This is a genomic window from Stenotrophomonas sp. KH_052 (assembly GCF_057838755.1).
The window spans coordinates 1,449,049-1,463,895 of record NZ_CM174475.1 but is presented as its reverse complement, the minus strand read 5'-3'; the positions used below and the strand labels follow the sequence as shown (position 1 = coordinate 1,463,895).

The 14,847-nt window shown below is 67.1% G+C and carries 10 protein-coding genes and 1 pseudogene; 3 read left to right on the top strand and 8 right to left on the bottom strand.

All coding sequences use genetic code 11. The annotated features are described in order from the left end of the window. Window positions 1-37: 37 nt before the first annotated feature. The 3 genes from agp to AC3ITW_RS06695 all read right to left on the bottom strand — a co-directional run bounded on the left by agp (window position 38) and on the right by AC3ITW_RS06695 (window position 4,859). On the bottom strand, window positions 38-1,261 hold the full coding sequence (agp, locus tag AC3ITW_RS06705) for a bifunctional glucose-1-phosphatase/inositol phosphatase (RefSeq protein ID WP_012510495.1): 1,224 nt from the start codon (window positions 1,259-1,261) through the stop codon (window positions 38-40). A 34-nt stretch (window positions 1,262-1,295) separates the two neighbouring features. Next, entirely contained in the window at window positions 1,296-3,128 is a 1,833-nt protein-coding gene (gene smrA, locus AC3ITW_RS06700) for a multidrug efflux ABC transporter SmrA (protein WP_012510494.1), read from the bottom strand. Window positions 3,129-3,299: 171 nt separating this feature from the next. After that, entirely contained in the window at window positions 3,300-4,859 is a 1,560-nt protein-coding gene (locus tag AC3ITW_RS06695) for a serine hydrolase (RefSeq protein ID WP_489390167.1), read from the bottom strand. Window positions 4,860-4,969: 110 nt separating this feature from the next. Between AC3ITW_RS06695 and AC3ITW_RS06690 the strand changes: the two genes are divergently transcribed. From AC3ITW_RS06690 to AC3ITW_RS06680, 3 genes are read left to right on the top strand one after another with little or no spacing between them, the layout of a single operon-like run. Beyond that, the gene (locus AC3ITW_RS06690) at window positions 4,970-5,413 is read left to right on the top strand and encodes a VOC family protein (RefSeq protein WP_100434325.1); all 444 of its coding nucleotides are present in this window, start codon (window positions 4,970-4,972) and stop codon (window positions 5,411-5,413) included. Then, window positions 5,413-6,225 (top strand): DUF72 domain-containing protein, encoded by an 813-nt coding sequence (locus AC3ITW_RS06685; RefSeq protein ID WP_100434324.1) that lies wholly within the window; start codon window positions 5,413-5,415, stop codon window positions 6,223-6,225. The genes AC3ITW_RS06690 and AC3ITW_RS06685 overlap by 1 nt, the downstream gene beginning before the upstream one ends. Window positions 6,226-6,270: 45 nt before the next feature. After that, the gene (locus AC3ITW_RS06680) at window positions 6,271-7,218 is read left to right on the top strand and encodes a DMT family transporter (RefSeq protein ID WP_100434323.1); all 948 of its coding nucleotides are present in this window, start codon (window positions 6,271-6,273) and stop codon (window positions 7,216-7,218) included. A 30-nt stretch (window positions 7,219-7,248) separates the two neighbouring features. Here AC3ITW_RS06680 and AC3ITW_RS06675 read toward each other — a convergent pair whose 3' ends face one another. From AC3ITW_RS06675 to AC3ITW_RS06655, 5 genes and pseudogenes are all read right to left on the bottom strand, one after another. Next, window positions 7,249-8,409, bottom strand: coding sequence for an AAA family ATPase (locus AC3ITW_RS06675; protein ID WP_489390351.1), 1,161 nt, complete (start codon window positions 8,407-8,409; stop codon window positions 7,249-7,251). Between the two features lie 120 nt (window positions 8,410-8,529). Beyond that, complete coding sequence (locus tag AC3ITW_RS06670) at window positions 8,530-9,600, bottom strand: sensor domain-containing diguanylate cyclase (RefSeq protein WP_489390166.1); 1,071 nt, start codon at window positions 9,598-9,600, stop codon at window positions 8,530-8,532. A 144-nt stretch (window positions 9,601-9,744) separates the two neighbouring features. Next, window positions 9,745-10,467 carry a pseudouridine synthase gene (locus tag AC3ITW_RS06665; RefSeq protein ID WP_012510490.1) on the bottom strand — a complete coding sequence of 241 codons (723 nt, stop codon included), beginning with the start codon at window positions 10,465-10,467 and terminating at the stop codon, window positions 9,745-9,747. Window positions 10,468-10,501: 34 nt separating this feature from the next. Beyond that, window positions 10,502-12,166 (bottom strand): sensor domain-containing diguanylate cyclase, encoded by a 1,665-nt coding sequence (locus AC3ITW_RS06660; protein WP_489390165.1) that lies wholly within the window; start codon window positions 12,164-12,166, stop codon window positions 10,502-10,504. A gap of 109 nt (window positions 12,167-12,275) precedes the next feature. Further along, window positions 12,276-14,698, bottom strand: a pseudogene (locus AC3ITW_RS06655) (putative bifunctional diguanylate cyclase/phosphodiesterase). Between the last annotated feature and the right edge of the window lie 149 nt (window positions 14,699-14,847).

The window sequence follows — 14,847 nt, the reverse complement described above, 5'->3', positions numbered from 1 at the left end:
CGCCTGCCAGTAGATCCACGCCATGCGTGGATGGCATTCAATTCACCGCGCGATGCAGCACGCGCTCGAACTGCACGTCACTGCATCCATTCTGCCCACACCCGGGAAGCGCGAGCTCCACCCGACCGGGTGGCTGTACATCGCTCAACGGGAGCGCATCTCGCAGTTGCGCGGTGGTCGGGTAGACGTAGGCCAGGCGGAAACGCACTTCGCCGGCCCCACGATCACGCCAGCGTTCAAATTGCAGCAGGCCGCCGATCGGCGTCTTCTCGTACTGGCCCGGCAACGTGTAGTCCGTGATTCCCAGCGCCGCCAGCACCGAACCAATGTTGGAATCGTGGCCGACCAGCAGGCTCACCTTCGGCGATGCCGGGTCCTCGAACAACGCATTCACTCTTGCCAGCAGCGGCGCGGCCACGTCACGCGCCACCTCGGGCGTTCCGAACAGGATGTCCTGGTAACCGTTGCGGATCTGCGCCAGCGCCTGCCATTGGGTCTCCGTGTTCAATCGGCCCCAGCCTTCGCGGGGGATGCCACTGCCCTGGTAGTGCTCCATCAACAGGGCATCGACCAGCCCGCTGGCCAGAGCCAGCGAACCGGAAGTACGCGGTTCCCTGCCCGGCTCTGCGCTGAGAATGGAATCGGCCGGCGTCAGGTGGCATTCGCTGCGGCCTGCGCACGCAGCCGACTGCGGGTAGCGGGTGATCGCCTCCACCACTGCCAACGCCGGTGCCAGATCCGATGCGACCTGCGCCTGTTGCATCGCCGACAACGCGCGTTCGCGGAAGGCCGCATCACCGTTGTGGATCACCGGATTGAACAACGGATCCATCGTGCCCAGCGGCATGCGCTGCTCGACCGTGACATGGCAGCCCGGGAACGCACCGGCGATGAAGAACTGCGCGGTGGCCTGGGTGCGCTGCAGGCTGTTGGCATGGGCGTGGAAATCCGCCGGCTGCGGGCAGCCTGATACCGGCAGCAGCTGTGCGTGGCGCAGCCACTGGCCGATGTAGCGGCCCATGTAGACCTCCAACACCCCGCCCTTGGTGGTCAGCTCGCCAGCACCTACGTCCCAGCTTGGCCAGCGCTCCGGCGTGGCATTGGCCAAAGCACCCGATGCCACCACCGGAGCGCGCAGGTTGTGGCGGCTGAGCAGGACAACCTGCTCGAGGTGGTCGCCTTCCACGGGCGCTGGCGCAGCGGCTGCAACCGTGGTGGCGAGGGTGAGCGCCAGCAACAGGGGGCACAGGGATCGGATCATGCTGGTTTCCGGAAAGGGCTCCACCCCGAAACGATCACTGATCAGCAGCCACAAAACCACCGGTCTGCCGCGCCCACAACCGCGCGTACAGGCCACCGGCCGCAATGAGCTCGGCATGGGTGCCGGTCTCGACGATGCGGCCCTGGTCCATCACCACCAGCCGGTCCATGCGTGCGATGGTCGACAGCCGGTGCGCGATCGCGATCACCGTCTTGCCGCCCATCAGCTGGTCCAGGCTGTCCTGGATCGCCGCTTCCACTTCCGAGTCCAGTGCCGAGGTCGCCTCATCCAGCACCAGGATCGGTGCGTCCTTCAGCAGCACGCGGGCGATGGCGATGCGCTGGCGCTGGCCACCGGACAGCTTCACTCCGCGCTCGCCCACGTGCGCGTCGTAGCCACGCCGGCCCTGCCCGTCCACCAGCGTATCGATGAAGGCTGCGGCGCGCGCCTTGGCCACGGCGGCATGCAGCTGCTCGTCAGTGGCATCGGGGCGGCCATACAGCAGGTTGTCGCGGATCGAGCGATGCAGCAGCGAGGTGTCCTGGGTGACCACGCCGATCTGCTGGCGCAGGCTCTCCTGGGTGACATGGGCGATGTCCTGATCGTCGATCAGGATGCGGCCGCTTTCCAGGTCGTAGAGCCGCAGCAGCACGTTGACCAGGGTCGACTTGCCGGCACCGGACGGGCCGACCAGGCCGATCTTCTCGCCCGGCTTCACCACCAGATCGAGGCCGGCAATCACACCTCCCTTCTTGCCGTAGTGGAAGTGGATGTCCTGGAAGTGCACGCCACCACGGGTCACCTGCAACGGCACCGCATCCTCGCGGTCCTGCACGGTCAGCGGCTGGGCGATGGTAGTGATGCCATCCTGCACCGTACCGATGTCCTCGAAGATGCCGTTGATGGTCCACATGATCCAGCCGGACATGTTGTGGATGCGGATCACCAGGCCGGTCGCCAGCGTGATCGCGCCAACAGTGATGTGGCCACCGTTCCACAACCACAGCGCCAGGCCGCAGGTACCGGCGATCAGGAAACCGTTGACGATGGCGATGGCCAGGTCCATGCCGGTGGTGACCCGGGTCTGCGCGCGGTGCTTGACCGCCAGTTCCTGGATCGACTCGGCCACATAGGCCTGCTCGCGGCCACCATGGGCGAACAGCTTCAGCGTGGGGATGTTGGTGTAGCCATCAACGATGCGGCCCATCGCCTTGGAACGTGCTTCGGAGGCGATCCACGCACGTTCCTTCGCGCGCGGCACGAAGTACACCAGGATCACCGCATAGGTCAGCAGCCACAGGATCAACGGCACCATCAGGCGCCAGTCGGCCTGTGCGAACAGGTACAGCGCAGTGCCGGTATAGACCACGATGTACCACAGCGAATCGACCATCTGCACAGCCGATTCGCGCAGCGAGGTACCGGTCTGCATCACCCGGTTGGCCACGCTTCCAGCGAAGTCGTTCTGGAAGAAGTTCAGGCTCTGCCGCACCACGTAGTTGTGCATCAGCCAGCGCGAGCGGTTGCTCAGGCCGGGCACGATCGCCTGGTTGACCAGCAGGTTGTGCAGGCCGACCAGGATCGGCCGAGCGATGACCGTGATGAACAGCATCCAGCCCAGCTCGTTGGCATGGCGCTGGAAGAAGCCGGCACCGGGCTGCTCGGCGACCATGTCGACGATGCGGCCCAGGTAATCGAACATCGCCACTTCCACCAGCGCCAGCAGCAGGCCGGCGATCAGGGTGGCCAGCAGCACCGGCCACACCGGGCGCAGGTAGTGCAGGTAGAACGGCACCACCTTGCGCGGCGGCATGCGCCCGTCCACGGGCGGAAACACCGGGATCAGGGATTCAAACCAACGGAACATCGCATTCCCTCGCCTCTTGCAAGCGGCGAAGTATCCCACGCCGGATGTGTACGCCAGCCGATGATGCTCCGGTTCTGGTAGCGCCGGGCCATGCCCGGCGGGTCCCCTGCAACCGCGCTGCGCGCTCGCCGGGCGTGGCCCGGCGCTACCGATCATCTGGACCGCATCGGTTTACGTTGCCGGGGTGAACAGCAGGTCCTGGAAATCGAAGCTGAAATCGGTCAGGTCGGAGATCGACTGCATGCGCACCTCGCGCACCTTGCCGTCCGGGTCCAGGCTGAAGTTCACGAACGCATCGGCGTTGAGCGAACGGTCGTCCCAGCGCACGATGAAGGTGTCGTGCTGCCAATGCTCCAGCCGGCCGCTCAGCTGCGCGGTCTTCATGAAGCGCAGGCGCAGGCCCTTGCCCTCGGCGCTGACCTGCATGTCGCCGTACCAGCGGTCGCGGAAGGTGCCGCTGTAGCCAGCCAGTGCCAGCGACGGCTTGCTGCCCTTGTCGCGCGCCGCCTGGTGCTTGGCCCAGGCCTCGTCGGCCTTGTCCTGGCCCTTGGCCACGGCCTTGGCATAGGCATCCACCCAGTCGTGCTTCTCGCCGCCCAGATAGGCATCAAGCACGCTCAGGGTGATCGCGTTGAACGCTGCGCCCACTTCCTGGTTGGTCAGCACCACCACGCCCAGCTTCTCGCCCGGCACCAGAGTCAGCCGTGAAACCATGCCCGGCCAGCCACCGGTGTGCCAGACCAGTTTCTGCCCGCGGTAGTCGCTCAGGCTCCAGCCTTCGCCGTAACCGGCAAAGTTGGCCCGCGCCGGTGCCAGCTCCGGCACGCTCGACGCCGGGATCGACTGTGGCGTGATCATCCGCCACATCTGCTGCTGGCTCTTGTCGCTGAACAGCTGCGTGCCATCGGCCAGCTTGCCCTCGGCCAGCTGCACCTGCATCCAGCGCGCCATGTCGTGCGCGCTGGAATAGATGCCACCGGCGCCGGCGTTGTTCGACCAGGTCAGCGGTGCAACGGTACGCAGGTCCTTGAAATCGTACTTGGCGTGGCCGACCGCCGCCTTGTCGCCCGGCTTCAGGTGATCGGCGTTGTAGCGCGTGCCGGCCATGCCCACCTTGTCGAAGATGCGGGTCTGCAGGAACTGCTGGTAGCTCATGCCGGAGACATGTTCGATCACCTGCTGGGCGACCGCGTACAGGATGTTGTCGTAGGCGTAGCTTTCGCGGAACCCACCCTTCAGTGGCACCTTGCCCAGACGCTCCACCACTTCGGCGTTGCTGTAGGAGGTGGTCGGCCAGAACAGCAGGTCACCGGCGCCCAGGCTCAGGCCGCTGCGGTGCGACAGCAGGTCCCGGATCGTCATCTGGCCGGTCACGAACGGGTCGGACATGCGGAACGACGGCAGGTGGTCGATCACCTTGTCGTCCATCTTCAGCTTGCCGTCCTCTGCCAGCAGGTTCAGCGAAGTAGCGGTGAACGCCTTTGTATTGGAAGCGATGGCAAACAGGGTATCGGCCTGCACCGGCTCCGACTTGCCCTGCTCGCGCACACCCCAGCCGCGTTCCAGCACCACCTGGCCATCCTTGACCACGGCCACGGCAATGCCGGGCACGTCGAACTGTGCGCGCACGCGCTCGACGGTGGCATCCAGGTCCTGCAGCTGCTCCGGGGTCGCAGCATTCGCCATGGTCGTGCACGCCAGCAGCACGGCTCCTCCAATCCAGGTTTTCATCCAGCACGATCTCCGAACAGGGGTGGCGGCCATGTGCAGGCCGTCACCAGGGTTTCGCGCGATGGTAACGGCCCCGGGCGCAGCCTGCCCTGTGCCATAGGAGGGGTGTCATGGGCGAGAACGGACAACCGAGCAACGGGTCGACCATCATTCCGTGCCTGCGCTACCGCGACGCGCAGGCCGCCATCGAGTGGTTGCAACGCGCCTTCGGTTTTCACGTCCAGGCGGTGTATGCCGACGGCGATACGGTGTTCCATGCGCAGCTGACATACGGCAACGGCATGATCATGCTCGGCTCGAGCAGCAGTAGCGGCGAATGGTCCAAGCTGGCGGTGATGCCGGACGAGGTCGGCGGCCGCCAGACCCAGAGCGCCTGCGTGATCGTTGCCGATGCTGACGCGCATTACGCACGGGCCAAGGCTGCCGGTGCCCGTATCGTCATCGACATTGCCGACCAGGACTACGGTGGCCGTGGCTACGCCTGTGCCGACCCGGAAGGTTACCTGTGGTGGTTCGGCAGTTACGACCCGTGGCGCGCGGACCACGGCCAGTGATGGCTGCAACAACGCAGGCCGCGATCCGCTGCGGCATCGGTGGCTGGGTGTTTCCCGAATGGCGCGGTGGCATGTTCTATCCGCCGGGCCTGCCGCAACGCGAGGAACTGGCCCATGCCAGCCGCGCGCTGCGCTGCATCGAGATCAACGGCACCTTCTACCGCACACCCACTGCCGCCCAGTGCGCGCAATGGGCGGCGCAGACGCCGGAGGGTTTCCGCTTCTCGATGAAGGCGCCGCGCTACCTGGTGCAACGTCGCGACCTGTCCAGCACCGTGGAAGCTGCAGCGCCGTTCCTGCAGGCGGCGCTCGCGCTGGGTGACCGGCTTGGCCCCTTGCTGTGGCAGTTCGACCCACGCCATCCGGCCGATGCCGAAACGCTGGGCGCACTGATGGCACAGCTGCCGAAGCAGTTGGACGGCGTGACGCTGCAGCATGCGCTGGAGGTCCGCAACGCCGAAGCACATGGCCCGGCACTGGTCGCCGCCGCGCGCCGCCATGGCGTGGCGCTGGTGATCGAGGACAGCGACGAGGCGCCATTGCATGGTGATGTCAGTGCCGGCTTCGTCTACGCGCGGATCAAGCGCAGCCAGGCACGCTTGAACGGAGGCCTGCCGGCCCCGGTGCAGCAGCGATGGGCGGAGCGCGCACGACGCTGGTCACGCGGCGAGCCGGTGGCCGACCTGCCCTGCCTCGCCACGGCAGCCCCGGAAACACCGCGCGAGGTCTACCTGCTGTGCATAGGCGCGGCCAAAGCGCACAACCCGGCGGCGGCGATCACGCTACAGCGGCACGTGGACGGCGGCGCATAGCACAACCGATGCGCGACGGGCGCCGCCTTGCCTCACAATAGGCGGATGAGCACACCCGACACCCGCAAAGCGCTGTGGCAGATTCACTTCTGTGTCCTGCTGTGGGGCGTCACCGCCATCCTCGGCAAGCTGATCACCCTGCCCGCGCTGCCGCTGGTGTGGTGGCGCATGCTGCTGGTGACAGCGATGCTGGCCCTGCTGCCGCGGGTCTGGCGCGGGCTGCGTACCCTGCCACTGCGACTGGTGGCCGGTTATGCCGGCATCGGCGCGCTGGTCGCCCTGCACTGGTTGACCTTCTACGGTGCGGTGAAACTGGCCAACGCTTCGGTGGCTGCCACCTGCATCGCGCTGGCACCGGTGTTCACCTCGATCATCGAACCCTGGGTGGCCAAGCGGCCGTTCCAGCTGCGTGAACTCGCCTTCGGCCTGGCCGTGCTGCCGGGTGTTGCACTGGTGGTCGGTGGCGTACCCGATGGCATGCGCCTGGGCGTTCTGATCGGCGCGATCTCGGCGCTGCTGGTGGCGGTGTTCGGCTCGCTCAACAAGCGCATGGTCAGCCACGCTGATCCGCTTACGGTCACGGCACTGGAACTGGGTGCAGGTACCCTCACCCTGACCCTGCTGGCGCCGCTGATGCCCTACCTGCTGCCGGCGCTGGCCAGCCCGCTGTGGGTGGTCCCGAACCTGCACGACGGTATCCTGCTGCTGGTGCTGGCCGGGCTCTGCACGCTGCTGCCGTTCGCGCTGGCACTGGTCGCACTGCGTCACCTCAGCGCCTACACCGTGCAGCTGGTGACCAACCTGGAGCCGGTCTACGCCGTACTGCTGGCAGTGGTGCTGCTGCGCGAGCAGCACGAAGTGACCCCGTGGTTCTATCTGGGCGTGGCGATCATCGTCGGTGCCGTGTTCCTGCACCCGTTGTTGAACCGCCGCAAGCCGGTGCAGCACCCGGAGATTCTCGGTACGTCGGAAGCACGCAACATCGCCGACTGAGCGTATCCGCGCAGGGTGCGAATCGCCTTGTCAGCGCTGCGGCCAATGCCATGCCGGTGCATCCAGCAGGCCCTGCCCACTCAACAGCGTGCGTCCCTGTTCCTTCTGCAGGTGCAGCGAGTGGCATCCGGGTGCCTGTTCCAGCGCCGCGATCAGGCGGCTGGCGTGTGACACCACCCATACCTGGCTGCGTGTGCTGGCGGCGATGATAAGCCGCGCCAGCGCCGGCAGGAGATCGGGATGCAGGCTGGTCTCCGGCTCGTTGAGCACCAACAGCGGCGGCGGGCGCGGCGTGTGCAGCGCAGCGGCCAACAGCAGGAAGCGCAGCGTGCCGTCGGACAGCTCGGCCATCGACAACGGCCGCAGCAGGCCGGGTTGGTGGAAGCGCAGGCCCAGCCGGCCATCCAGCGGCTCGAAGCTGACCGTGGCACCCGGGAAAGCATCGTCCACGCTGCGTGCCAGTGCGCCCGGATCGCCGATCTCGAGAATGGTCACCCACGCTGCGGCCAGATCGCGGCCGTCGTGATGCAGCACCGGCGTGCGTGTGGCCATCGCCGGCTGTCGCGCCGGTGCGTCGGCATCACTGCGGAAATGATCGTAGAAGCGCCAGCGGCGGATGTACTCGCGCAGGGCGATGGTCTCCGGCATGCGCTGCGGATCGCCGACCTGGGTGAACAGGCTGTCGAACAGTGACACGTGTTCGTCAACCAGATCCCAGCCATGCGCATGGCGTTGCCGCACCATTGCACCACGGCGGTCGACCAGCAGGTTGGCACTGCGCAGGAACGGCCCGGCCCAGATCGCCTCGGCCTTGATCTGCGGGTCCAGTGCGAAGGCCGAACGGCTGGGCGGTGGGTAGCCCAGGTCGATGGCATAGCCGAACTCGTCGGTGGTGAAGCCCAGCTTCAATCCCACCGATTCCTGCCGTGGGCCGCCCTGCAATGGGATTTCGCCGGCAGCAACCCGACGGTCCATTTTTTCCGGACCCGCCCAAAGCGCCGAAGCGAGGCCGCCTTCCCGGGCCAGCACCGCCGCGACGCCGCCCTGCGCGGTCTCCGCCAGCAGGCGCAGCGCGCGGTACAGGCTGGATTTGCCGCTACCGTTGTCGCCGGTGACCACGTTCAGCTGCTGCAGCGGCAACACCAACCCGTGCAGCGAGCGGTAGTGGGCGATGGCCAGGGTCTGCAGCATGGTCGGCGTCCGTGGGAACAGGAACGGCATGGTGCAGCACGTGGATCGCAGGGAATGCGACGCGCACGGCGTTCGAATGGATATTTCATCCACGCGTGGCGTGGATCTACCTGGGGGGCTTCAGCCCGCCCGTTCCACCCGGTTGCGGCCATTGCCCTTGGCCCGGTACAGCGCCTTGTCGGCACGGGCCAGCGTGTCATCCACACTTTCACCTGGCTGGTGCTGGGCAACACCGATGCTGACCGTGACCGGGAATCCAAGCGGCAGGTCGGCCACCGCCAGGCGCAGGAACTCGCACTGCAGTTCGGCCGTGTGCAGGTCGGTCGACGGCATCACCGCCACGAACTCCTCGCCGCCGTAGCGCGCAGCCATGCCGCGGCCGGCGAAGTGCGAGCGCAGCAGCACACCCAGCTCGGCCAGCACCCGGTCACCGGTGGCGTGGCCCTGGAAATCGTTGATGTGCTTGAAATGGTCGATGTCGAGCAGCGCCACGCAGGCGACGCCGGGTTGATCATCCACCACCGCAACCGCTTCTTCCAGCGCCACCGCCATCGCGCGGCGGTTGGGCAGGCCGGTCAGCGCATCGGTGCGGCTCTGCTCGGCCAGGTCGGCATTCTGCGCCAGCAGCACGTCCTGGTATTCCGACAGCAGGCGCTCGTAATCATCACGTTCCAGCATGTGCTTCTGGATGTCGAGCGCGAAACGGCGCAGCTCCATCACCAGCATCACCTGCCGCGACAATGCTGCCAGCGCCTCGGCCTTGTCGCTGGGCAGGTGCTGCGGATGCTCATCGAACACGCACAGCGTGCCCAGTGGCAGGCCATCGGAACTGATCAGCGGCGCGCCGGCATAGAAGCGGATGTGCGGGTCGCCGGTCACCACCGGGTTGTCATGGAAGCGGACGTCCTGCAACGCGTCCTCCACCACCATGATTTCCTGCGGTTGCAGGATGGCGTGGCCACACATCGAATCGCTGCGCAGGTTCTCCGCCGCGTCGATGCCCTGGATCGATTTGAACCACTGCCGTTCCACATCGATCAGGGTCACCGCCGCCATCGAGGTACCGCACACCGCCTTGGCGATCGCGACCAGGTCGTCGAAGGATTTCTCACGCTGCGAATCGAGGATCCGGTAGCGGTACAGCGCCTCGAGCCGCAGGGCTTCGTTGGCAGGCTTGTCGGGCTTGATCATGCAGCGTCACGTTCCGGCAGGTCACTGCGGAGTCTAGCCGATGCCGGTCCGCAATCCGCACAACGGGTAGTGCCGGCCGCTGGCCGGCACCCCGCGCTCATCCGATGCCTGGTGCAGCCGGCCAGCGGCCGGCACTACCTCGCGTTACCAGTCCAGCTGCTTCGGCAGCAGGCCCTGCAGTTCCTGCTCGGTCAGGTTGCGCCACTGGCCCGGCTTCAGCGCGCCGATCTTGATGTTGTCGATGCGCACGCGGCGCAGCTGGGTCACGCGATAGCCGAACTCGGCAGCCATCAGGCGGATCTGCCGGTTCAGGCCCTGCTGCAGGGTGATGCGGAAACCGAACTTGGCGATGCGCGAGGTCTTGCACGGCAGCGTCATCTGGTCGTGGATGCGCACGCCGCGGGCCATGCCACGCAGGAATTCGTCGGTGACCGGCTTGTTCACCGCTACCAGGTACTCCTTCTGGTGGCCATTCTCGGCGCGCAGGATCTGGTTGACGATGTCGCCGTTGCTGGTCATCAGGATCAACCCTTCCGACTCCTTGTCGAGGCGGCCGATCGGGAAGATGCGCTGCTCATGGCCAACGAAGTCGACGATGTTGCCCTTGACCGAGGTTTCGGTGGTGCAGGTCACGCCCACCGGCTTGTTCAGCGCGATGTAGACGTGGCGGCGGGTACCGGGCTTGCGTGCAACGCGCGCGCGCAGCGGCTGGCCGTCGACCAGCACCTGGTCTTCTTCGCCCACCACCGCGCCGGTACCGGCCGGGTGGCCGTTGACGGTGACCCGGCGGGCGGCGATCAGGCGATCGGCCTCGCGGCGGGAGCAGAAGCCGGTGTCGGCGATATGTTTGTTGAGTCGGGTGGTCATCGGCCCATTATCCGGCATCGCCGCCCGCTGCGCTTCATTCCGGCACGGGTGGATCGAGTTCTTCACCATCGAAGACCCGGTTGCGGCCCGCCCGCTTGGCCACGTACATGGCATGGTCGGCCCGGCGCAGCAGCGCGGCCAGATCATCCTCGCCCGGCCGCCACTGTGCCAGCCCGATGCTGGCTGTGACCTCCAGCCCAGGGACCTGCAATGCCTGGCCGGCCTCGATGATGCGCTGGCGCAGCCGATCCAGCCGGGCCGACGCCGCTTCGCGCGGCATGCCCGGCATCAGCAGCAGGAACTCCTCGCCGCCCATCCGCACCACCTCGTCCTGGCTGCGCACTGCCGTGCGCAGCGCGCGCGCCACCGCCACCAGCACCTGGTCGCCCACCGCGTGGCCATGGCGGTCGTTGATGTCCTTGAACAGGTCGATGTCCAGGAAACCGATCACCAGCGGGCCGCGCTCACGGTCGACCTGCGCCAGGTGGCGGGCCAGCTGCTGCAGGCCGGCCCTGCGATTGGGTAGCCCGGTCAGGCCATCGGTTTCGGCCAGCTGGCGCAGTTCATCGCGCTGCTGGCGCAGTCGGCCCAGCCGCTGGTTCATGGCATAGGCGGCCATCATCAGCAGCCAGGTCACCGACAGCTGCAGCGCTTCCACCCGGTATTCCAGCAGCCACCCCGCACTGCTGGCATCGGCGGCGATCATCACCAGCAGCGGCACCAGCGCCGCCAGGCCTGCCAGCGCCCAGCAGTCACCACGCAACCACGCCCGTATGCCGGCGGCCAGTGACAGCAGGCAACCGAGGATGAAGCTCAGCTGCAGGCCCTCCGCGACCAGCGCCAGGGTTTCCCAGCGCAGCCACGGCACCAGCGCGGCCAGCCCCAGCAGGCCCCAGAGCACGCCCTGCTGTGCCGGCCGCGAGCGTGGCAGCAGGCGGTCCCCGCCGTTGAGGCGCCACAGAGCAGGCAGTACCAGCGCCTGGGTCGCAGCGGTCAGCGCCAGCAGCCACCATGCGCCGCGCTCCCCCACCGGCAGCCAGGGTTCGGGGTAGCCGCTCAAGCCGCCAAGAATCGCCTGCCACAACACCACCACGAACGTCGCGCCGATGTAGACCAGGAAGCTGCGGTCACGGGTGGTCAGGTAAGCCATCAATGCCGACAGCGCCAGCGCGATCGCCACCGCGATGCACGCCGCGCGCACCAGCAGGCGGGCGGTATCGTTCTGCTGGACCGGACTGGGCGCACCCAGCCGCAACGTCGGCACCCAGCGCGCCTTCAGCGGCGCCTGCCACGACACCAGGAACGGCTCATGGCTGCCAGCCGCCGGCACCGCCACCAGGCCGATGCCGGCACGGAAGCGCGAATCACGGGTGCGTGCATCGTGCATGTTGCCGCAGATCTCGCGGTCGCCATGCTGTACGCGCACTTCGCCAGCGAACACGTTGAACACATCCAGGGCCTGGGGTTGCCCCGACCAGCCCCCGGGAGGCGCCGATACCTCTACCTGCTCGCGTGGCCCGGCCAGCATCGCGGGCGTGCAGCCACGATGCGGCGTCGGTTCATCCGTAGGTGCACCAACCAGCAGGAAATCCCGGCCGGCCTCGGCCATGCGCGCGTGCGCCGGATCGGGAAACAGCACTCCCATCAGCAGGACGACCAGCAGCGTCCCTGTTTCGTACCGCCACTGCCTGACGCCCACGCCACATCCTGTTCCTGCTTACGTCCGCGCCCACTGCGCGTCGCCCCTGGCGCGCATTATCGCAGCCGGGCGCGCAGCGCATGTGTAGACCAAAGTCGCCACCGGCCGTTCAGCCAGCTGCCGGAGGCCCCTTCACCGCCACCAGGCGCACCGGCCTCAGGTCACTGAGGGTCATCCGTTCCAGCGGCTGCGGTCGCTCGATCGCATACCCCTGCAGCCCCTGCACGCCAAGCCGGGTCAGTGCGGCGGCCACCTCGGCGGTCTCCACCATTCGGCCACCACCTCCATCTGCAGCTCGCGGCCGAGCTCGCTGATCGCACGCACGGTGGCGTGGCTGATCGGGTCGGTATCCATGTCACGCACGAAGGTGCCGTCGATCTTCAGGATGTCGGCCGGCAATTGGCGCAGGTAGCCGAACGAGGACAGGCCAGAGCCGAAATCGTCCAATGCCATCCGGCAGCCGCGTGCCTTCACCGCATCGATGAAAGCGCGGGCCTGGCTGAGGTTGCTGATCGCCGCGGTCTCGGTGATCTCGAAACACAGCTTCGAGGCCAGCGCGCGGTTGCGCTCGAGCAGATCGCAGACGAAGGCAAGGAAGCCGGGCTCGGCGATCGACTGCGCAGACACATTGACGTTGCACAGCCCCAGCTGGCGCACGTGTGCCGGGCAGACCTGCAGGTGGCGAAACAGCAGCCCCAGCACGTGCCGGTCCAGCGCCACCGCCATGCCATAGCGCTCCACGGCCGGCATGAACTGGCCGGGCAGGTGCAGGCTGCCATCGGTACCACGCATGCGCACCAGCACTTCGTAGTGCAGGTAGGACGGATCCCCCACCCGGGCGATGCGTTGTGCATACAACAGCATGCGGTTCTCGGCCATCGCCAGGCTGACGCCCTGCAGGCGCTCGGCTTCCTGGCGCCGCTCCTCCAGCGCCAGGCGGTTCTCGTTGAAGCAGTGCACACGGTTGCGGCCGGCCTGCTTGGCCGCATAGCAGGCGCTGTCGGCGGCGCTCATCAACCAGTTCGCGTCCGGCGCCTCGGCATTGACCTCGACCACGCCGATGCTGCAGCTCAACTGCGGGCTGCCCTCGCTGATCGGGAACGTGGCCTGGCCCAGGTTGCGGATTACCCGTTGCAGTACCCGCTTGGCCTCGTCCTGCCCGGCATGGGCGAGGAACACCGCAAATTCGTCGGCACCGAGCCGGCCCACCCAGTCGCCATCACGCACCGCTGCCACCAGGTAGTCGGCGAAACTGCGCAGCATCTGGTCACCGGCAGCGTGGCCGAAACTGTCGTTGACCAGCTTGAAGTGATCCAGGTTGATGTAGCACAGCGAATGCGTGCCGCCCTCGCTGCGCACCTGCAGCAGCGAACGTTCCAGCAGCCGCTCGATCTCGCGGCGGTTGATCAGACCTGTCAACGGATCGTGGCTGGCGTGATGCTCGATCTCGCGCGCCAGTGCATGGTTCTGGCTGACGTCCTCGATGATCGCAAACACCGACAGCCCACCACCGGCACTGCGCACGCCGGTACCACTCCAGCGCCCCCAGACCAGGCTGCCATCGCGGCGGCAGAAGCGCAGCTCGCTCGGTCGCAGCTGCCGGTCCCAGTCGATGCGGCCCACGCCATCGATGACCAGTTCGCCCTCCATCAGCAGATCACCCAGTGACATCTGCAGCAGCACGTCGCGGCGATAGTCGAGGATATCGGCCATCGCCTGGTTGGCTTCCATCACCTTGCCATCGGTGTCGAGCTTGAGCATGCCGACGTTGGCCTGGTAGAACGCGGCTCGGAAGCGGCTCTCGTGCTCGGTCAGGTCCTTGCCGACGCGACGCGCCAGGGCCACCGCCATCAGGCTGATCGCCAGTACCGACAGGCCGCCGACCATCAGCGTCGCCACCCGCACCATCGTGGCCATCCGCAGCAGCGCCTGCGAGAACGCCTGCGCCTGTACCTGCAGGCGTCGATCAAGATCCCGCAGCTGCTGCAGGTAGCGATCGCGATCGGCCACCGGCAAGCTGCCTCCGGCATGCCGTCGCTGCAGCTCCGCGACCAGATTCTGCACCGCCATCAGGTCGCCATCGGTCTGCCGCCACAGCGCGGTTGCTTCGCGGAAAGCGCCCAGATCGCGCGCATAGCGGAACGAGAACACCAACCGCGGTACATCGGCACGGGCATTGCCGCCCTGCAGGAAGCCCTGCCGGGCCCGTGACTCATCGGGTTCAGCCTGCTCCAGTGCCAGCCGCCCCTGCAGGTCGCCCAAGGGCACCTGCAGCGCCTGCCGCGCATCGTCCAGGTCCTGTGCGTCGCCGCGCGCCAGATAGCGGCTGAGCGCAGCGGTCGCATCCTGCTGCCCCCGCGACCAGTAGCCCTGCCCGGCAATCCAGGCCGTGGACGCCGCCTGCAGCTCCTGGATCAGGGCGGACAAGGCGACCAGCCCGATCGCCATGCCCGTCAGCAACGCAAATCGCAGTCCCAGCCCACGGGTCATCGGCACCCGCCGGCTGTGTTGGTCCGTGCCACTCCTACCCATCCCGGATCCCCCCGAATGTGCTGCGGTGACAACCTCCCTTGGAACCGAGCCAGCCTATGACCGCCAATGTGTTTGCCATGCGAAAAGGGGACGGAGGGGATTAAGTCGTTTTCGGCATAAGCGCACTGCCGGGCATAAACGACTTAATC

Coding starts and splice junctions, on each gene's coding strand:
- agp (WP_012510495.1), bottom strand. CDS start 1,261: ATGATCCGATCCCTGTGCCCCCTGTTGCTGGCGCTCACCCTCGCCACC.
- smrA (WP_012510494.1), bottom strand. CDS start 3,128: ATGTTCCGTTGGTTTGAATCCCTGATCCCGGTGTTTCCGCCCGTGGAC.
- AC3ITW_RS06695 (WP_489390167.1), bottom strand. CDS start 4,859: ATGAAAACCTGGATTGGAGGAGCCGTGCTGCTGGCGTGCACGACCATG.
- AC3ITW_RS06690 (WP_100434325.1), top strand. CDS start 4,970: ATGGGCGAGAACGGACAACCGAGCAACGGGTCGACCATCATTCCGTGC.
- AC3ITW_RS06685 (WP_100434324.1), top strand. CDS start 5,413: ATGGCTGCAACAACGCAGGCCGCGATCCGCTGCGGCATCGGTGGCTGG.
- AC3ITW_RS06680 (WP_100434323.1), top strand. CDS start 6,271: ATGAGCACACCCGACACCCGCAAAGCGCTGTGGCAGATTCACTTCTGT.
- AC3ITW_RS06675 (WP_489390351.1), bottom strand. CDS start 8,409: ATGCTGCAGACCCTGGCCATCGCCCACTACCGCTCGCTGCACGGGTTG.
- AC3ITW_RS06670 (WP_489390166.1), bottom strand. CDS start 9,600: ATGATCAAGCCCGACAAGCCTGCCAACGAAGCCCTGCGGCTCGAGGCG.
- AC3ITW_RS06665 (WP_012510490.1), bottom strand. CDS start 10,467: ATGACCACCCGACTCAACAAACATATCGCCGACACCGGCTTCTGCTCC.